The organism is Microbacterium hydrocarbonoxydans (genome assembly GCF_000956475.1).
Taxonomy (GTDB): domain Bacteria; phylum Actinomycetota; class Actinomycetes; order Actinomycetales; family Microbacteriaceae; genus Microbacterium; species Microbacterium hydrocarbonoxydans_A.
In genome coordinates, this window is sequence record NZ_JYJB01000008.1 from 488,396 (window position 1) to 506,674 (window position 18,279).

Consider the following 18,279-nt stretch of genomic DNA (forward strand, 5'->3'; position numbering starts at 1 on the left):
CTTGGTCATGCAGATGACCCTACCTCATTCGGGAGCTCACGATGCCGCGCGCTTCACTCGATCGGCGAGGAACGCCAGATCGGCGTCCGTGGCATCCGTGATCGCGTAGGCGGTCGGCCACAGGGTGCCTTCATCGAGGTTCGCGGCCGTGTCGAACTCGAAAGTCGAATAACGCACCTTGAACTTCGACTTCGGCTTGAAGAAGCACACCACCTTGCCCGCGGCATTGGCCCAGGCCGGCATCCCGTAGTACGTCTTCGGAACCAGGTGACCCGCGGCCTCGGCGACCATCGCGTACAGCCTCTCGCCGAGCATCCGATCGTCATCGGGGAATCCTGCGATCTTCGCGAGGACCTCGGCCTCCCCCTCTGCACGGATCTCCTCAGGAGTCTTCTTGGCACGCGAGCGTGCGGTCTTCTTCTCGGCCGCGGCGGCCTTCATGGCCTCGCGCTCCTCTGCGGTGAAGTTCTTGGTCTCTGACATGGTGTGCTCCTCCTGTGTGGTGATCTCAGCCTAGGAACGCGCACACGGCGCCGCTTCTCGATTCCTGATCGATGGACGACATCGTGTCTGGACACTCCCCTGTCATCTCGTAATCGGTATATCGCCCCGGGGGCTATGGTGTGATCCATGGACATGCGCGTCGCAGCATATGCGGTGGTCACCGACGATGACGACCGCATCCTCCTGGCGCGCTGGATCGAAGGTCGCCGGGTGGCGTGGACCATGCCGGGCGGCGGGCTGGAGCCGGGTGAGGCCCCCGAAGACGCCGTGCGCCGGGAGCTGCGCGAGGAGACGGGCTATTCGGTCAAGGTCGGCGAGCTTCTCGGCATCCACTCGCGGGTGATCCCCGCGAGTCAGCGTGTGCAGAAGTCAGCCGCACCCCTGCACACGCTTCGCATCGTCTACCGCGCGACCGTGAACGGCGGCAAGCTGCGCTTCGAGCAGGACGGATCCACCGACATGGCGCAGTGGTTTCCGCGCAAAGCGGTCGCGGGACTGCAGCGTGTGAAACTCGTCGACATCGCCCTGCGGATGGCCGGACTCTTCTAACGCTGTTCTTCAGGCACCGAGATGTCGGCCACGGTCGCGCCGTAGGCGGCGATGAGATCGTCGGCGTCGACGAACAGGCTGTAGCCGTGGGCTCCGGCGCCCATCGCGATGCGCTGGCCCACGATCGCCTCGTCGGCGTACACCGGCCAGTCCGTGGTGCTCCCGATGGGCACGATCGTGCCCCGCTCATAGCCCGTCGCAGCGAGGGCGAGCTCGGGCTCGGGCAGACGCAGCTTGTTCACCCCGACGATGGCGCGGAGCTTGGGCCAGGAGATGGATCGGCCCCCGGGGACGAGGGCGAACAGATACGTATCGTCTGACCGCTTGACCACGAGGGTCTTCACGATGCCCGAGGGGTCGATGCCCAGGATCTCGGCGGCCTCGAACAGGCTCCGAGCATTCGGCCGCTCGCGGATCTCGATATCGAGACCGCGGGCGGCCGCAGCATCACGCACCCGGGAGTGCGGGTCGTCTGTCACGCGTCGGGAGCGGACAGCGGGTCGTCTGCGACCCAGAGCTCGTCGTCGGCTCGCAGTGCCTGCCATGCGGCGTAGAGCACACCGGCGGCCGCGGCTGCGCCGAGGATCAGGGCGACGACCGAGCCGAGACCCGGGCCCTTCTTCTCCGGAACGACGACGCGCGGACGCGGCGTGATTCCCTGGCGCTTGGCGTTCGCGATGTCCCACGCGGTCAGCGCGGTGCCCACGACACCGCCGACGATCGGGACGACCTTGTCGTCGACGACGTGCTTGCCGAAACGCACGCCCTGGTCGACGACCGGGGCCACCTTGCGGTTGTACGTGTCCTGCACGACCGGAACGACCTGCTCCCGATTGAAGTGACCGAGCTGGCGACCGGCCTCGCGGGCCACATCGGCGGCGTGGCCGACGAGCACCTGCTGGTTCTCCCAGAGCTGAGTCGCTTCTTCCTGAAGACGACGCAGTTCCTTCTTCCGCTTGCGGCTGAGGCTCACGATGCTCTCCTGTCCATTGGAGTACGGGTTCCCCATCTTGCCACGCCTGGCTGTAAGGGGGGAGGGAATCGCCGCCCCCTTGCGCGAACGCACGATCAGTGCCATGAGCAGGGCGAACTCACCGAAAGCTCTGCGAGAATATGGGCATGGTTCTCGCATCTCATGTCGCAACCCTGCACACCAACCACGGTGACATCGTCATCAACCTCTTCGGCGACCACGCCCCCAAGACGGTCGCCAACTTCGTCGGCCTCGCCGACGGCACCAAGGACTGGACCCATCCCGCCACGGGCAAGCCGGGCGACGGCCCTCTCTACAAGGACGTCATCTTCCACCGCATCATCCCGAACTTCATGATCCAGGGCGGCGACCCGCTCGGTCAGGGCGTGGGCGGACCCGGCTACAACTTCGACGACGAGATCCACCCCGAGCTCGACTTCAACGAGCCCTACATCCTCGCGATGGCCAACGCGGGTCTTCGCCGTAACGCCATCACGGGCAAGGTCGAGGGCACCAACGGCTCGCAGTTCTTCATCACCACCGACCCGACGCCGTGGCTGCAGGGCAAGCACACGATCTTTGGCGAGGTCGCCGACGACGCGTCCAAGGCCGTCGTCGACGCGATCGCCGCTGTGCCGACCGCCGCAGGCGACCGCCCGATCGAGCCGGTCGTCCTCCAGTCGATCGACATCGTCGCGGCCTGACGCCGAGCGAGCCGATCCGGATGACGAGCTCTGAGTTCACGAGCAATCGCGACAACTTCTGCTATCGGCATCCGGATCGGCAGAGCTTCGCGCTCTGCCAGCGGTGCATGCGCACCATCTGCCCTGAGTGCCAGACTCAGGCTGCGGTCGGAGTCATCTGCCCCGAGTGCATGAAGGCCGAGCGCCAGAACCGCACGCCGGCCCAGAAGAAGGCCGCCCGCCGCTGGCGCGGTGGCGGCTCTGCGGCGATCGTCCGCAGCGGCAGGCCTGTCGTCACGTATGTGCTGCTGGCCGTCACCTCCTTCATCGGGCTGCTTCAGATGATCCCGGGCGCGGGCGGGGTGATCACGAACGCCCTGTTGTTCAACTCCTTCTTCCTCGATCCGCGACTGTTCGAGCCGTGGCGTCTACTCACCGCTGTCTTCGTGCACGGCGGTTTCATCCATCTCGCTCTCAACATGCTCGGCCTGTGGATGCTCGGCCAGACGCTCGAGCCTATGCTCGGCCGTGCCCGCTACCTGGCGCTGTATCTGATCAGCGGGCTGGGTGGGTCGGTCGGAGTCGCTCTGATCGCACCGGGCACTTCGACAGTCGGCGCATCCGGAGCGATCTTCGGTCTGATGGCTGCCCTCCTCATCATCGGGCGCCACATCGGAGCGAACGTGACCGGCATCCTCGTGATCCTCGGAATCAACCTCGTCTACGGGTTCTTCGTCTCCGGCATCGCATGGCAGGCGCACGTCGGAGGGCTTGCGATCGGCGCGCTCGTCGCCTTCCTGTACACGCGTACGCGCCGCCGCGAGCAGCGGACTATCCAGATCGTCTGGCTCTCAGTTATCACCATCCTGTTGATTGTTGCGGCACTCGTCGCTGGGCCGCTCGTTCTTAACGCCTGATCGAGAGTTGTTAACAGGGTTGTTAACCCCTGTGAATAACACCGGTGTAATTCTCCCCAGTTGTGGAGAGATCTGTGGATAACTCTCTCGGAAGTTTCTGGTGGGGCGGGCTCCGGGATGTTCCCTTCGCTCGCAGAGCGGGGACCCTCCCGCTTCGCGGGCCCCTCCCGATGCTCGCGCCGGGAACATCCCTGCGCCCTCACGCAGCGCTTCGTTCGATGCACGGGCGGTGGGTCGCATCGCTCCGCTCGCTCGAGGCGTGGGGAGACCACGAAACGAAGAAGGCCCCTCGCGAAGCGAGGGGCCTTTCGAAGCGGATGCTGGTCAGCGCCAGCGGGTGGTCATGAGGAAGCCGATCAGCGCGATCCCGAGGCCGATGGCGAGGTTCCAGTTGCCGAGGCCCGGAATCGGAAACGCCATGCCGGAGATGTAGAACACCAGGATCCAGGCGAGGCCCAGCAGCATGAAGCCGACCATCACGGGCTTGAACCACACCGCGTTGGGCGCGGCGTCGCCTTCGGCGCGCGTCACTTCGGGTTCGTCGATCTTGCGGTCTCGTGCCATGCCGACATTCTACCCATGAGTGTGTCGGCCTCCACATCCGGTCTCAGCCCGGATCCGAGGCGCGTGCACAGCAATGCCGGATAGGATCGGCGCCATGAGTGCATCCGTCGTCTCGGGGGAGCGACGCAGGCGCAACCGCCGTCCCCGTTCGCGCGCCACCGTCACCAGCGTTCTCGGAGAACTGCTGCTGACCGCGGGCGTGATCGTGCTGCTCTTCGTCGCCTGGCAGATGTGGATCGGCGACATCATCATCCTCGCCCAGAAGAATGACGAGGGCGCGGCGATCTCCCAGCAACTCGCGTCCACACCTGCCCCCGAGCCTCCTCCTTTCGAGAAGACGGACGACGGCACGATCGTCTACGAGCCGGTGATTCCCGCTGCGCCTGCAGACGGCCAGTGGCTCGCGCAGATGCACATCCCGCGTTTCGGAGCCGACTACAACTACGGGATCTTCGGTGGAACCACGCGCGCCGGCACGCTCGACCACAAGGGAATCGGCGTCTACACCGACTCCAAGATGCCGGGCGAGGTCGGCAACTTCGCGATGGCCGGTCACCGCACCACCTGGGGCAAGCCCTTCAACCAGCTCGACAAGCTGCAGGTGGGCGACGCGATCGTCGTGGAGACTCCGGACGGCTGGTTCACCTACCGTTTCCGCACGCTCGAGTACGTCAAGCCGAACCAGACCGAGGTGCTGCTCGATGTCCCGCAGATGCCTGGCGTCGAGACCGGCGAGCGATACATCACGCTGACCGCATGCTCCCCCCTGTACTCACTGGCCGAGCGCATCGTGGCGTACGGCATCTACGAGAGCTTCCAGCCGCGCGCCGAGGGCCCGCCCAAGGCGCTGACCGATCCACCGCCTCCCCCGGCGGCCCCGTCGGTATAGGAACGAGAGGAATCATGTACGCCGCACTCTGGCGCCTGCTGCCCGGCCCCTGGTGGCTGAAGCTGTTCATCCTGCTCGTGCTCATCGCCGCCGTGCTCTACGCGCTGTTCTGGTACGTGTTCCCCTGGGTGAGCCCCTTCATCACGCCGGGCGAGGTCGACGTCGAATGACGCGAGTGCTCGTCGTGGACAATCACGACAGCTTCGTGCACACCCTGGTCGGCTACCTGCGTGAGCTCGGCGCCGATGTGTCGATGATCGAGGCCGATGCCATCGACGCCGCAGAACTCGAAGGCCTCTTCCCCGCGTTCGACGCGGTCATGCTCTCCCCCGGACCCGGCGCTCCCGCCGACGCCGGCGCGTCGCTCGATGCGGTGCGTCTCGCGGTCGAGAAGCGGATGCCGCTGCTCGGCGTGTGCCTTGGGCATCAGTGCATCGCCGAGGCGCTGGGAGCCCCGGTGTCGGAGGCGCCCGAGCTCATGCACGGCATGGTGTCGGCCGTGGAGCACGACGGATCGGCGCTGTTCGCCGGCATCCCCTCGCCGTTCGACGTCGGCAGGTACCATTCGCTGGCCGTACCGGCATCCGCTCTTCCCGCGGAGCTCCACGTCACCGCTCGTACGGACACCGGCACCGTCATGGCCATCGCCCACGTCGAGCTCCCTCTTCTGGGGGTGCAGTTCCACCCCGAGAGCGTGCTGACCGAGGGCGGCTATCGGCTGCTCGCGAACTGGCTCGCGTCGGTCGGAGATGCGGATGCCGTCTCCCGAGCCGAGTCGCTGCATCCGCTCACCCGCGGCTGAACCGCCGGGGGCGCCCGGACCGGGATTGCGTTTCGTCTCGCTTCGCTCGCTCAACGACCGGGGGTCCCGCGCGCTCAACGACCGGGGGTGCCGCGCTCAACGACCGGGGTGACGCTCGGTGAAAGACCGCGAGTGGGAGCGGGGCGGAACTACTGGGCGGGAGCCGCGCAGAACCGCAGCTCGACGGTCGAGCCGATCGCGACATCGCCCGGTGCCGCCGACATCGAGACCACCGTCGCGGGATCGGTCGCGGGGCAGTCGGTGAGCTCGGTGGGCTGAGCGGCGAGGCCGATCTGCTCGAGCTGCCGCGTCGCGGCATCCACCGTCCAGCCGGTGAGGTCGGTGAGGGTGACCCGCCCGCTGGCGACCACCAGGTTGATGACCGTGTCGGGGGCGACCTCGGCATCCGCCTTCTCGCTGGCCTCCATGACCGTGTCTGCCTGCAGGCTCTTGTCGTTGCGCTGGATCACGGTTCCGAGCTGCAAACCAGCGGCCCCCAGAGCATCCTTCGCCTGAGCGAGAGACAGCCCGACCAGCGTCGGCACCACGACCGTCTCCTTGCCAGACGACACGTACACCGTGATCTCGTCTCCCTCGGCGACGGCGACGCCCGCCTTGGGATCCGTGCGGATCACATTGCCCTCGGCGATCTCCGAACTCGACTCGAGTACGAGCTTGGCCGTGAGATCGAGCTCGCCCAGCGCGTTCTGTGCGCGCTCCGACGACATGTCGACGACGTTCGGCACGACACGGGCGTCCGACGGGGTGTCGGGGGTGCTGATCGAGACGACCCAGAAGAGCACAGAGGTCAGCAGCACCGCCAGCAGTGCGACGCCGGCCCAGATCCACGCGACCGGCGGACCGGACTGCGTGCGGGTCATCGTCGTATCGGCCGACAGCTGTCGCAGCGATCGTGCCGTCTCCTGTGCCTGCTTGGGGCTCGGGCCGTACAGCTCGCTCGTGAGCGCGCCGATCTCCTTGCGGCTCGGCGCCCGGCCCTCGACGGCAGCATCCAGAGCCGCGCGGAAGTGCGCGGCATCCGGGTAGCGCTGATACGGATCCTTCGCGAGCGCGCGCAGCACGATCGGGTCGAGGGCTCCTGGTGAGTCCTCGTTCACCTCGCTCGGCGGGAGCGGCGTCTCGCTGACGTGCTGGTAGGCGACCGCGACCGGTGACTCGCCGCGGAACGGCTGGCGTCCTGTGAGCAGCTCGTAGAGCACGACGCCGGTCGAGTAGAGGTCGGCGCGCGCGTCGACGGGCTCGCCCTTGGCCTGCTCGGGTGAGAAATACGCGGCGGTGCCGATGATCTGCGTGGTCTCGGCGACCGTGGACGAGGAGTCGGACACGGCACGGGCGATGCCGAAGTCCATGACCTTGACCTGGCCCTTTTCGGTCACCATGACGTTGCCGGGCTTGATGTCGCGGTGCACGACTCCCGCGCGGTGCGAGTAGTCGAGAGCCTCGAGGATGCCATCGACGTATCGGACGGCGTCGTCGACCGGCACGGGGCCTGACGAGATGATGTCCTTCAGGAGCGTTCCGTGGATGAGCTCCATGACGATGTACGGAGTGACGGTCCCTGAGCCGGGGGCGTCTGCCTCGTCACCGGCGTCGAAGACGCGGACGATCGACGGATGCGACATGCGCGAGGCCGACTGCGCCTCGAGGCGGAACCGGGTGCGGAACGCGGTGTCGCGAGCGAGCTCGGGATCGAGGATCTTGATCGCCACGGCGCGCCCGAGGGTCAGGTCGTACCCGCGGTACACCTTGGCCATGCCTCCGTGACCGATGAGCTCGTCGACGCGGTATCGACCCGCGAGAACACGTGGCTCTGTGGACACGGACTAAACCCCCTGGAAAACCTGACGACGCTTCGATCAGCCTACGACGTGCCGCTTCTAGTTCCCTGTATCAGCGCCGCCATCGACGGCCGGAAGGATCGGCGAGGACTGCCCCTGAAGGGAGATGTCCGACGGACGGTCGCCGCAGAACGCACGGTACGTCGCGGTCACGACCTGACCCGCCTTGCCCGCGTCGACCGTGAAGGTCGAGGTGCGGGTGTTCGCGTCGAAGCTGCTCACCGGAGATCCGTTGGCGAAGGTGCCGTTCGTGAGCGTCACCTCGTAGGCGGTCAGGTTGGGGGTGCCCGAGGGGCAGGTGAAGTTCGTCCAGTTGACGGTCGCCTGGCCGCCCTCGACGATCGTCGTCGCGGCAGAGAAGGTCGGCGCGTTCGCCGGTGCGCCGATCGGGATCTGATCGGTGAAGCGGTACAGCGTGATCGGCGTGCCCTTCTTGAGCTGACCTTCTGGGCTCACCCGCTCGACAGTGCCGACCTGATCGGCGCTGGCAGCAGGAGAGCCGTCCTCGCAGGCCGGGACGAGCCCTGCCTCGGTGGCGATGCCGATCGCCTCTTCGCAGTTGAGGCCGATGAGTCCGAGATCTCCGACGTTGATCGGCGGCGCCTCGGTCTGGGTCTGCGTGGGCTTCGGGGTCGGGGTGTTCTTCGGCGTCTGCGAGGTCGTCGAAGACTCCGTCGGGTCGGCGTCGCCGCCCGGGTTCTGACCGAACAGCGCCCACAACGTGCCGCCCAGCACGATCACGAGAAGCGCGATGAGCGCGACCAGAGGCCACGTCCACGGGCTGCGCTTCTTCTTCTCGGGCTCCTCGACCTCACCGTCCACAGGAAGGCTGGCGGTCGTCGGAAGGATGCGCGTCGCTCCGCCGTCATCGGAGGCGGACAGCATCCGCGTCGCGTCGTCGACTGCGCCGCCGGTGGCGATCGCGGGCACAGCGATGGCCGCCGAGTTCAGGTCGCCTCGGCGCAGCGCCTGCGCGGCGCGCGCGACGGTCGCCGACGACGAGGGGCGATCACCGGGCTTCTTGGCGATCATCGCCATCACGAGGTTCTGCACGGGGATCGGCACGGTCGGCGGCAGCGGCGGGGGCTGCTCGTTGATCTGCGCCATCGCGATCGCGACCTGCGACTCTCCCGTGAACGGGCGCTTGCCGGCGAGGCATTCGTAGGCGACGATGCCCAGCGAGTACGTGTCGGTGGCAGGTGACGCAGGGTGGCCCGACGCCTGCTCGGGCGACAGGTACTGCACGGTTCCCATGACCTGGCCGGTCGCGGTGAGGGGCACCTGGTCGGCGATCCGGGCGATGCCGAAATCGGTGATCTTGACGCGCCCGTCCGGCGTGATCAGCAGGTTGCCGGGCTTGATGTCGCGGTGCACGAGGCCGGCGGCGTGTGCGGCCTGCAGAGCGGATGCCGTCTGGGCGACGATGTCGAGCGTCTTGTCGGCGCTCAGCGCACCGTCGCGCTCGAGGATGGTCGACAGGGCCTCGCCGGGCACGAGCTCCATGACGAGGAAGGCGCTGCCGTTCTCCTCGCCGTAGTCGAACACGCTCGCGATGCCCTCGTGGTTGACGAGTGCCGCGTGCCGCGCTTCGGCGCGGAACCGCTCGAGGAACCCGGGGTCCCCCATGTACTCGTCTTTGAGGATCTTGATGGCGACGGTGCGTCCGATGACGTGATCCGTCGCCTCCCACACCTCGCCCATGCCGCCGATCGCAATACGCGACTGCAGCTCGTAGCGACCACCGAACGACACACCCTGCGTCGGTCTCATCTGCCCAGCACCGCCTCTATGACCTTCTTCGCAATCGGAGCGGCGATGGTGTCGCCGGATCCGGACTGCCCTTTACCGCCGCCGTTCTCGACGACGACTGCTACCGCCACCGCGGGATCGTCCGCCGGCGCGAAGCCGGTGAACCACAACGTGTACGGATTGCTTCCGTTCTCCGCGGTTCCGGTCTTCCCGGCCACGTCGACCCCGTCTATTCTTGCACCCTGCGCTGCTCCGGTATTGACGCTGGCGACCATCGCGGCGGTCACGGCGTCGGCGACCTCCTTGTCGGTCGCCCTGGCGAACTCGGTGCCCTCGTAAGAGCGCACGACCGAGAGGTCGTTGCCGATGACAGCATCCACCATGTGCGGATTCATCACCACCCCGTCGTTCGCCAATCCCGCTGCGACCATGGCGATCTGCAGCGGCGTCGCGGTGACCTTGCCCTGACCGAATCCGGTGAGCGCGGTCTGCGCGTCATCGAGCGCCCGAGGATAGCTGGATGCTGTCGACGCCACCGGCGTGTCGAAGCTCTTGTTGAAGCCGAACTTCTCCGCCATCTCGCGGATGGTGTCGTCTCCGAGCTGCACGGCGAGCTCCGCCATCGGGATGTTGCAGCTCAGGCGGATCGCCTCGGCGATCGTGACGGTGTCTCCGGCTCCGCACGTTCCGCCCCACGCGTTCGAGACCGTGTTGTTCGACTGCGGCAGCTGGTAGCGCGCCGGGTTCGGCAGCGTCGAGTCGGGCGTCCACTCGCCGGTGGCGAAGGCCGCCGCCGCGACGAGGATCTTGAAGGTCGAGCCGGGCGGGTTCAGGTCGCCGGCGATCGCCCGGTTGTACAGCGGGTTCGCGGGATCGGCGTCGAGCTGGTCGTAGGCCGCGTTCGCGGCGTCGGAGTCGTGAGTGGCGAGGAGGTTCGTGTCGAAGCCCGGAGTGGACACCATCGCGAGGATGCGCCCGGTCTTGGGCTCGATCGCGACCACGGCGCCCTGCAGGCCCTGCAGCGCCTCATAGGCCGCGCGCTGCGCGGCCGTGTTCAGCGAGAGCTCCACGCTGAGACCTGTCTGCGGCTGCCCCGAGACGATCCGCTCGATCTCCGAGAAGAACGCGCTCGAACCGGTGCCGGAGAGGTCGGCGTTCAGCGCCTTCTCGATGCCCGTCGCCGACTGCAGCGCCGGATTGAAGTAGCCGGTCACCGGCTCCCACATCGCAGCATCCGTGTAGGCGCGCTGGAACTGGTACATGTCGCTCGTCGGCACGGATGACGCGATCGCGACCCCGTCGACGATGATCGATCCGCGCTGGATCTCGTAGCTGTCCAGGCGCGTGCGCTTGTTGTTGCTGTTCTGACCGAGCGCATCGGCGTCGACGACCTGGATCCAGCTCGCCGCCGCGAACAGGGACAGGAACATGAACAGCATCACGATGCTGAGGCGGCGCAGCTCTTTTGTCATGCGACGCCCCCTGGGGCGGAGTGCAAGCCGGTCACTGAGCGAGGAGCGAAGCGACGAGTCGAAGAGTTGGTCATCCGATCACCATCCTCGGCTGGGAGCGCACAGCATCCGATATCCGCAGCAGCAGCGCGACGATGAGCCAGTTCGCGACCAGCGACGACCCGCCCGCGGCCAGGAACGGCGTGGTGAGACCCGTGAGGGGGATGACCCGAGTCACTCCGCCGACCATGATGAACACCTGCAGCGCGATCGTGAACGACAGCCCGGTGGCGAGCAGCTTGCCGAAGTCGTCCTGACCGGCGAGCCCGATGCGGATGCCGCGGCTCACGAACACCATGTACAGGCAGAGGATCGCGAACAGCCCGATCAGGCCGATCTCCTCGCCGAGGCTGGTGATGATGTAGTCGCTCTGCGCGAGCGGAGTGACGGCGGGGCGCCCCTGGCCCCAGCCGGTGCCGACGAGCCCGCCGTGCGCGAGCCCGAACAGGCCCTGCATGGGCTGGTAGCCGGCGCCCTCCGGGTCGACCTGCTTCGGGTCGAACAGGAAGAGCCAGTTGATGAAGCGTCCGTGCACGTAGCTGAGCACCTGGGTGGCCACGACGGCGCCGGCCAGGACGAGCCCGAGGCCGATGAGCACCCAGCTCGTCTTGCCTGTGGCCACGTAGAGCATCGCGACGAACATGCCGAAGATCAGGGTTCCCGTGCCCAGGTCGCGCTGGAACACGATGATGGCGAGCGAGATGACCCAGACGACGAGCACAGGGCCGAGTTCGCGCATGCGCGGCCAGGTGATGCCGAGGAAGCGCGTTCCGACCGAGGCGAGGCTCTCGCGGGTGCGCACGAGGTAGCCGGCGAAGAAGATGGCGAGGCACAGCTTCGCGATCTCACCCGGCTGGAACGAGATGAATCCTCCGAGAGACACCCAGACGGCCGCGTTGGCGTCGTCGACGCGCAGCCCTGGCACCAGCGGCAGGAGCAGGAGCACGATGCCGGTGAGGCCGAAGATGTAGGTGTAGCGGAACAGCACGCGGTAGTTCCGCAGCAGGATGACGGTGGCGATGGCGCCGGCGAGAGAGATCGCCGTCCACGCGAGCTGCTTTGTCGAGTACGCGGTCCAGCCCGTGTACGACTTCGCGATGTCGATGCGGTAGATCATCGCGATGCCGAGACCGGTGAGCAGGGTCGCGATCGGCAGCACGAAGGGGTCGGCGCCGCGGGCGACGACGCGCAGCACGATGTGCAGAGCGAAGGCGAGGGCGGCGAGCCCGCCGCCGATCGCGAGGATCATCGGATCGATCGCGCCGAGGGCTCCCAGCTGCACCAGGGTCAGCGCGCCGCCGCTGATGACCGTGGCGAACAGCAGCAGGCCGAACTCGCGGTTGCGTTGCGTCTGCGGCATGCGGATGCTGCGCAGAGCCTTGATGACGCTGGTGTCGGCGGCGACATCGGTGCTCATCCTGCACCCTCCGTCGGCGTCGGCACGGGCGTCGGCAGCGGAGTCTGCGTCTGCTGCGAGGTGATCGCGTCGGCGCCCGCCTGCAGTCGCGCGACGATCGCCTCGGCATCCGACAGCGAGCGCGCCGTGATCGTGCGCTCGACTGACAGCCGCTGATACTCGGGGAGGTCGGCGAGCAGGATGTCGGTGTCGCGCAGCGGCGTCGAGAGCGTGATGGGCCCGATGTTCTGCTGCACGCCCTGGAAGATCACGACGCTGTCGTCATCCGCTCCGATGAAATAGCGAGTCTGCGTCCAGCTGTATGCGGCGAATGCGGCGACGCCGAGCATCGCCAGCACCACCAGCATCCCCGCGATCCAGCCCAGGCGGCGGCGCTTCGCGCGACGGCGGTCTTCCTCGATGAGCTCCTCGAGGTACTCGGGGGCCGGCTCGAAGTGGCTGGGCTCGTTCGCGGCCTGGCGCACGGGGTGCAGCCAGTTGCTCAGCGTGGAGCGGGCGGCCGGGATCGTGATGTTGGCGGGGTTCGACGCCGACCCCACGATCGTGGGGGTGCCCGAGGAGATCGCGTGCTGACCACCCACATCGACCAGCACGATCGTGACGTTGTCGGGGGCTCCGCCGTCGAGCGCCTGCTTGAGCAGGTTGTCGGCCGTGCGCCCGGGGGCCGCGCCCATGCGCATCGCCTTGAGGATGTGCGCTTCGTCGACGACGCCCGAGAGTCCGTCGGAGCACAGCAGCCAGCGGTCGCCCGGCTGGGTGTGCATGACGAACATGTCGAGCTCGGGGTCGGCGTCCATATCGCTGAGCACGCGCATCAGCACCGAGCGCCGAGGGTGGTAGCGGGCCTCTTCCGGCGTGATGCGGCCGGAGTCGACCAGCCGCTGCACGAAGGTGTGGTCGGCCGTGATCTGGGTCAGCGCGTCGTCGCGGTAGAGATAGATGCGGGAGTCGCCGATGTGGCCGATGACGGCGTAGTCGTCGACCATGATGATCGCGCTGAGGGTGGTGCCGAGACCAGCGAGCTCGGGCCGCTCCTTGGCCGCGCGGATCAGATCGCCTGCGGCCGTGGTCGCGGCGGCCTGGAGAGATGCCTGCGCATCGTCGGTCGACGCGTAGACCTGGTCGAGCGGCTCCATGCGGTGGATCGCGATGCTCGAGGCGACGTCGCCGCCCGCGTGGCCGCCCATGCCGTCGGCGACGACGAACAGGTTCGCTCCGGAGTATCCGGAGTCCTGGTTGTTGGAGCGGACCTTCCCGGTGTGGGAGATCGCGACGCTCGAGCCTTCGAAGACCATGTGTCCCGGGGCCTTATGCTCTCAGCTCGAAGGTCGTGGCGCCCACCTTGATGGGGGTGCCGAGGGAGAGCGAGACGGATGCGCCGGTGACGCGCTTGCCGTTCACGAAGGTGCCGTTCGTGGAGTCGAGGTCTTCGATGGTCCAGGAGTCGCCGCGGAGCACGAGTCGCGCGTGATGGCTGGACGTGTAGTCGTCGCGGATCACCAGCGCCGACTCGCTCGAGCGTCCGATCGAGAGGCTCTCGCCGGTGAGCGGCAGCTCGAGGCCGGCCTTCGGGCCGGACGTGATCACGAGGCGCTTGGCGGTGGCGAGGATGGCGGGGCCGGTGGTCGGCTTCGCGGATGCCGGTTTCGACGTGGGAGCGGCAGGGGCGGCGGGGGCGGATGCCGGAACCGCCGCCGCCTGTTCGGCGGGGAGCTTTCGCACCTTCACGCCGAACAGATCGGCGCGCAGGGAGTAGACGACCGCGAACACGAAGAACCACAGCAGCAGCAGGAATCCGAGCCGCAGCAGGAGAAGAGGCAGCTCAGCCATCACAACGGCTCCTCTCCCCGGCGGCGCAGGTCGCGGCCGGTTCCTGAGCGAGCGTCGGGGCGAGCGTCGCACGGAGCGAGCGAGGCGAGTCGGAGTGCGGGCATCAGATCACTCCGAAAGCACGCGTCGCGTCGTCGTCGCGGGGGCGCGCAGGGCGTGCGGGGGCCGTGATCGGGACGATCTTGAACACGAGCTCGGTGCGGCCGATCGTGATGGTCGTGTCGCTCGGCAGAGCTGCCTCTCGCACCTTCTCGCCGTCGATCTTGGTGCCGTTGGTCGAGCCGAGGTCGCGCATCATGGCGCGCTCGCCGTCCCACAGGATCTCCACGTGCTTGCGGCTCGAGCCCGCGTCGGAGATCGTGATGTCGGCATCCGATCCGCGTCCGATGATGGTGCGAGCACGGGTGAGGGCGTGGCGGCGCCCGTCGACGTCGATCACGGCCTGCCAGCTCACACGGCCCTCGACCGAGCCCGAGCTCACGCGGACGGTTCCGGTCGTGATGCTCTCGTCGGCCTCGAGCGAGATGGTGAGAGGACCCGAGAAGCTGTAGCCCTGGGACTTCGCGTGCGTCGTGAGGAGCGCGTGGAGCTCGTCAGTCAGCGCGCCGCCGAGCGCCAGCATCCGCTCCGCATCGTCGGGGCTGAGCCGTGCGACGTAGCTGTTGGGCGTGATGATGCGGTCGCGGCTGACCACAGCCGCCTTCGTGTCGGCCTCTCGCCGCAGAGCGGAGGCGATCTCGACGGGCTGGATGCCGCTGCGGAAGGTCTTCGCGAACGCGCTGTTCACTGCGCGCTCGAGACCCTTCTCAAAGCTGTCAAGTAGTCCCACTGGGCTCCTCTGGCATGCCGACCGGTGGGTACATCGTAGCCAGGTGTCCTGAGTGAACGCCGTTGTGCGACGCCGATGCGGCCCGCGCGAGGGCGTGAGATCCCGGTTTGCGCACGACCTCCGGCGCGGGAACACGGGTCTCGTCGTCGAATCGAGAGTTCGTCGGGCGCGAGTTTTTGCCCGGGCGGAACGCGTGATATCTTTGGGAAGTTGAGTTCTTCGGAGCGAGACACTCGCGCGAGTGGCGGAATGGTAGACGCGCTGGCTTCAGGTGCCAGTGTCCGTATGGACGTGGGGGTTCAAGTCCCCCCTCGCGCACAGCGAGTCGAGAAGAGCCCCGGTCGAAAGGCCGGGGCTCTTCTTCTTTGTCCGGCCGACGATCGTCCCGGCCGCGCAGTGTCGCCCCTTCCGCGGGCCCGCGTCAACCCCTGAGCGCCGACCACTCTGTGCGAATACGGTCGCAGGACCGATCAGAGGAGAACGACATGAGCGATCCGCAGAACACGCACGGAACCCCGGGCGAGAACGAAGAGGCCGACACGGCATCCGGTGGTGCCCCTGACGCCCCCGACGGCCAGTCGCCCGACGGGACCACGTCCACGGACGACATCCTCGACGACGAGACGACCGACGAAGACGGCTCGCCGCTCGAGAACCCCTCGGGAGGCTGAGCGAGTCCTTCACTCCCCCGGGTGCAGCACCACCTTGATGCAGCCGTCTTCCTTGCGCTGGAACGTGCGATACTGCTCGGGTGCGTCGTCCAAGGGGGCGTGATGCGTGGTCAGATCCATCACACCGAGAGGGTCGGACGGATCCTCGACCAGAGGCAGCAGCGTGTCGATCCAGTTCTTCACGTTGCACTGCCCCATGCGCAGGGTGAGCTGCTTGTCGAACATCGTCTTCATGGGAAGGATGTCGGCATCCCCCGCGTACACGCCGCTCAATGACACCGTGCCGCCTCGCCGAACCGCGTCGATCGACGCGTGCAGTGCCGCCAGGCGATCGACGCCCGCCTTGTCGAGCACCTGCCGGGCGACCGGTGGCGGCAGCATCCCCACCGCCTTCTGGGCGAGCGCGACACCGCCGTTGCCGTGCGCCTCGAGGCCGACGGCATCCACCACCGAATCCGCCCCGCGGCCGTGGGTCATGTCCCGCAGGTGCGCGACGACGTCGTCGTCGAGATCGAGCGTCTCGATGCCGTGACGTTCGGCCATCGCGCGCCTTTCGGGTACCGGATCGACCGCCAGCACCCGGTGACCGCGGTGCCGAGCCACCCTGGTCACGAGCTGACCGACCGGCCCGAGTCCCATCACGGCGAGCGTCCCGCCCTCGGGCACGTCCGCATACTCGACGCCCTGCCACGCGGTCGGGAGGATGTCGCTCAGGAAGAGGTACCGCTCATCCGGAAGGTCGGTGCCGACCGCGATGTGGTTGTAATCGGCGCGCGGAACGCGCAGATACTCCGCTTGACCGCCCGGCACCTGTCCGTAGAGCTTGGTGTAGCCGAACAGGGCGGCACCGCTGCCGTACTCGCGAACCTGGGTCCTCTCGCACTGAGACTGCAGGCCACGACGGCACATGAAGCACTCGCCGCAGGAGATCGTGAACGGGATCACCACGCGCTGCCCGACGGTGAGGGTCGTGACACCTGATCCGATCTCGACGACCTCTCCCATCGGCTCATGGCCGAGGATGTCGCCGCGGTCGAGGAAGGGCCCGAGCAGCTCGTAGAGGTGCAGATCGGATCCGCAGATCGCGGACGAGGTGACCCTGATGATCGCGTCGCCGGGCTCGTGGATCGCAGGATCGGGAACGTGCTCGACCGTCACCGTGCGCTTCCCCTGCCAGGTCAGTGCCTTCATCGTCTTCTCCTGTTCTCGAGGGCGTCGGTTCGTCGGTTCAGTGGAACGGGCAGCCGGACGCGGATCGGATGCTGCCGCCGGACGCCGGCTTGGTGGGAAGTCGTCGGCGGTTGACGCCGAGGCCCTCATCGAGGATCGTGAGGGCGGGATCGCTCAGCACGGCGATCGCTGCGGTCAGCCCCGCGATGACCAGCTTCTCTCCCGGGCAGCGGTGACCGGTGGCCACGTCGGCGCCGCCCTGGGGGACGAAGGCGGCGAGGGCCTCGTAGTCGCCGACGTCGCGGAACCGCTCCGGGTCGAACACCTCGGGGCGCTCCCAGGACCGGTCGTCGGTGTTCGTCCCGAGGATGTCGAGAACGATCCGGCCGCCCTGCGGCACGGCCTGCCCCTCGAAATCGACGTCGACGGCGGCTTTGGCCGGCAGCATGGGGACGAACAGGGCCGTTCTGCGGACCTCCTGTGCGAACATCGTCGCCAGCGGGCCACCGACGAGGGCCTCGCGCTCCGCCGTCTCCGCCGCGATCCGCTCTCGCCACTCGGGATGGTCATGGAGCTCTTTCGCTGCGAAGGCGACGAACCTCGCGGCGGCGCTCATGGGCCGGATGCTGTTCTGAAGCTCGACCCCGGCCGTGTGCGCCGACAGCAGCTCACCGTCTCGGGAGCGATGATGCGCCCAGCGGTCGAGCGCGGTGCCCGGCGCCGCCGGGAGCGTCCCTGCACGGACCGCCTCGATGAGCTGCGTCGTGTGCCGATCCGACCACGCCCGGTTGAGGAGCGCGAGAACGTACTGGGGTGAGTACGGCACGCCGAATCCGTCGACGATCTGCGCCAGGCGCGCCGACCACCTGCTCTTCGCGGCCTTCGTGCCGGGCAGCCCCGCCCAGTTCATGATCGCGCGACCGAACGCTCCGACCGCCGCGTCGTAGGCGCTCGTCTCGCCGCCGTCGAGCCATGCGTCGCGCTCGCGCGCCCACTCCCCTTCGAGGAACGGCGTCAAGCGGGCGACCTGCTCGTCGTCGTACAGAACATCGACGAACTCGGCCTTGCGGTGGCGGTGGTCCTCTCCGTCGAGAGCGTGCACCGAGCCGTGGCCGAAGAGCGGTTCGCGCACGATCGCCGGCATCGCGCCGGCGCGCACCACACGCTGCCCGTCGTAGAACAGTGCGACGCCTTCGGCTCCGCGTACGAGCATCGCGTCGTCGCCCAGCAGGCGCAGGGGCGCGGATCGCGCGCCCGGGCGGACGCGACGCCAGATGTGCGCGCCGAAGTCGTAGCCGCGGGTCAGCAGGCCGGGAGAGTCTTCGGAGATGTTTCGGGAGGCGGTGCTGGTCATGCCTCCGA

20 protein-coding genes and 1 tRNA gene are annotated in these 18,279 nt (G+C 67.7%); 8 read left to right on the top strand and 13 right to left on the bottom strand.

The features are described from left to right. Positions 1-36: 36 nt before the first annotated feature. The gene (locus tag RS84_RS08995; RefSeq protein WP_045257418.1) at positions 37-483 is read right to left on the bottom strand and encodes a hypothetical protein; all 447 of its coding nucleotides are present in this window, start codon (positions 481-483) and stop codon (positions 37-39) included. 147 nt (positions 484-630) lie between these two features. Here RS84_RS08995 and RS84_RS09000 point away from each other — a divergent pair, with 147 nt between their 5' ends. After that, complete coding sequence (locus RS84_RS09000) at positions 631-1,053, top strand: NUDIX hydrolase (RefSeq protein WP_045257419.1); 423 nt, start codon at positions 631-633, stop codon at positions 1,051-1,053. Here the strand turns inward: RS84_RS09000 and RS84_RS09005 are convergent. Both RS84_RS09005 and RS84_RS09010 read right to left on the bottom strand, forming a co-directional pair. Next, positions 1,050-1,532, bottom strand: coding sequence for an aminoacyl-tRNA deacylase (locus RS84_RS09005; RefSeq protein ID WP_235281435.1), 483 nt, complete (start codon positions 1,530-1,532; stop codon positions 1,050-1,052). The two genes, RS84_RS09000 and RS84_RS09005, sit on opposite strands and share 4 nt — an antisense overlap. Continuing rightward, on the bottom strand, positions 1,529-2,026 hold the full coding sequence (locus RS84_RS09010) for a hypothetical protein (RefSeq protein ID WP_045257420.1): 498 nt from the start codon (positions 2,024-2,026) through the stop codon (positions 1,529-1,531). Before RS84_RS09010 ends, RS84_RS09005 begins: the two co-directional genes overlap by 4 nt. A gap of 146 nt (positions 2,027-2,172) precedes the next feature. On the opposite strand from RS84_RS09010, the gene RS84_RS09015 reads away from it, so the two are divergent. Both RS84_RS09015 and RS84_RS09020 read left to right on the top strand, forming a co-directional pair. Continuing rightward, complete coding sequence (locus RS84_RS09015; RefSeq protein ID WP_045257526.1) at positions 2,173-2,730, top strand: peptidylprolyl isomerase; 558 nt, start codon at positions 2,173-2,175, stop codon at positions 2,728-2,730. A 20-nt stretch (positions 2,731-2,750) separates the two neighbouring features. Continuing rightward, the gene (locus RS84_RS09020; protein ID WP_045257421.1) at positions 2,751-3,626 is read left to right on the top strand and encodes a rhomboid family intramembrane serine protease; all 876 of its coding nucleotides are present in this window, start codon (positions 2,751-2,753) and stop codon (positions 3,624-3,626) included. Between the two features lie 324 nt (positions 3,627-3,950). On the opposite strand, the gene RS84_RS09025 is transcribed toward RS84_RS09020, so the two are convergent. Continuing rightward, a complete protein-coding gene (locus RS84_RS09025; RefSeq protein WP_045257422.1) occupies positions 3,951-4,190 on the bottom strand; it encodes a cell division protein CrgA in 240 nt (79 codons plus the stop codon). 94 nt (positions 4,191-4,284) lie between these two features. Between RS84_RS09025 and RS84_RS09030 the strand changes: the two genes are divergently transcribed. From RS84_RS09030 to RS84_RS09040, 3 genes are read left to right on the top strand one after another with little or no spacing between them, the layout of a single operon-like run. After that, a complete protein-coding gene (locus tag RS84_RS09030) occupies positions 4,285-5,079 on the top strand; it encodes a class E sortase (protein ID WP_045257423.1) in 795 nt (264 codons plus the stop codon). A 14-nt stretch (positions 5,080-5,093) separates the two neighbouring features. Next, entirely contained in the window at positions 5,094-5,249 is a 156-nt protein-coding gene (locus tag RS84_RS19320) for a hypothetical protein (protein ID WP_045257424.1), read from the top strand. After that, the gene (locus RS84_RS09040; protein WP_045257425.1) at positions 5,246-5,881 is read left to right on the top strand and encodes an anthranilate synthase component II; all 636 of its coding nucleotides are present in this window, start codon (positions 5,246-5,248) and stop codon (positions 5,879-5,881) included. The genes RS84_RS19320 and RS84_RS09040 overlap by 4 nt, the downstream gene beginning before the upstream one ends. 149 nt (positions 5,882-6,030) lie before the next feature. Here the strand turns inward: RS84_RS09040 and pknB are convergent, their stop codons facing one another. The 7 genes from pknB to RS84_RS09075 all read right to left on the bottom strand — a co-directional run bounded on the left by pknB (position 6,031) and on the right by RS84_RS09075 (position 15,076). Next, positions 6,031-7,722: a Stk1 family PASTA domain-containing Ser/Thr kinase gene (gene pknB, locus RS84_RS09045; protein ID WP_045257426.1), complete on the bottom strand. Its 1,692-nt coding sequence runs from the start codon at positions 7,720-7,722 to the stop codon at positions 6,031-6,033. 57 nt (positions 7,723-7,779) lie between these two features. Continuing rightward, positions 7,780-9,510, bottom strand: a complete 1,731-nt coding sequence (locus RS84_RS09050; protein ID WP_045257427.1) for a protein kinase domain-containing protein — start codon at positions 9,508-9,510, stop codon at positions 7,780-7,782. Beyond that, complete coding sequence (locus RS84_RS09055) at positions 9,507-10,961, bottom strand: peptidoglycan D,D-transpeptidase FtsI family protein (protein ID WP_045257428.1); 1,455 nt, start codon at positions 10,959-10,961, stop codon at positions 9,507-9,509. Before RS84_RS09055 ends, RS84_RS09050 begins: the two co-directional genes overlap by 4 nt. A 70-nt stretch (positions 10,962-11,031) precedes the next feature. Next, the gene (locus tag RS84_RS09060; RefSeq protein WP_045257429.1) at positions 11,032-12,417 is read right to left on the bottom strand and encodes an FtsW/RodA/SpoVE family cell cycle protein; all 1,386 of its coding nucleotides are present in this window, start codon (positions 12,415-12,417) and stop codon (positions 11,032-11,034) included. Beyond that, entirely contained in the window at positions 12,414-13,712 is a 1,299-nt protein-coding gene (locus RS84_RS09065; RefSeq protein WP_045257430.1) for a PP2C family protein-serine/threonine phosphatase, read from the bottom strand. The genes RS84_RS09060 and RS84_RS09065 overlap by 4 nt, the downstream gene beginning before the upstream one ends. 13 nt (positions 13,713-13,725) lie before the next feature. Further along, positions 13,726-14,247, bottom strand: a complete 522-nt coding sequence (locus RS84_RS09070; RefSeq protein ID WP_045257431.1) for an FHA domain-containing protein — start codon at positions 14,245-14,247, stop codon at positions 13,726-13,728. Between the two features lie 103 nt (positions 14,248-14,350). Further along, a complete protein-coding gene (locus tag RS84_RS09075; RefSeq protein WP_045257432.1) occupies positions 14,351-15,076 on the bottom strand; it encodes an FhaA domain-containing protein in 726 nt (241 codons plus the stop codon). A 235-nt stretch (positions 15,077-15,311) separates the two neighbouring features. On the opposite strand from RS84_RS09075, the gene RS84_RS09080 reads away from it, so the two are divergent. Both RS84_RS09080 and RS84_RS09085 read left to right on the top strand, forming a co-directional pair. Further along, positions 15,312-15,394: transfer RNA gene (locus tag RS84_RS09080), tRNA-Leu, on the top strand. A gap of 167 nt (positions 15,395-15,561) precedes the next feature. Continuing rightward, entirely contained in the window at positions 15,562-15,747 is a 186-nt protein-coding gene (locus RS84_RS09085; RefSeq protein WP_045257433.1) for a hypothetical protein, read from the top strand. 9 nt (positions 15,748-15,756) lie between these two features. On the opposite strand, the gene RS84_RS09090 is transcribed toward RS84_RS09085, so the two are convergent. Together RS84_RS09090 and RS84_RS09095 are read right to left on the bottom strand one after the other, a co-directional pair. Continuing rightward, positions 15,757-16,938, bottom strand: a complete 1,182-nt coding sequence (locus RS84_RS09090) for a zinc-dependent alcohol dehydrogenase (protein ID WP_045257434.1) — start codon at positions 16,936-16,938, stop codon at positions 15,757-15,759. A gap of 37 nt (positions 16,939-16,975) precedes the next feature. Continuing rightward, complete coding sequence (locus RS84_RS09095; RefSeq protein ID WP_045257435.1) at positions 16,976-18,271, bottom strand: cytochrome P450; 1,296 nt, start codon at positions 18,269-18,271, stop codon at positions 16,976-16,978. Positions 18,272-18,279 lie beyond the last annotated feature (8 nt).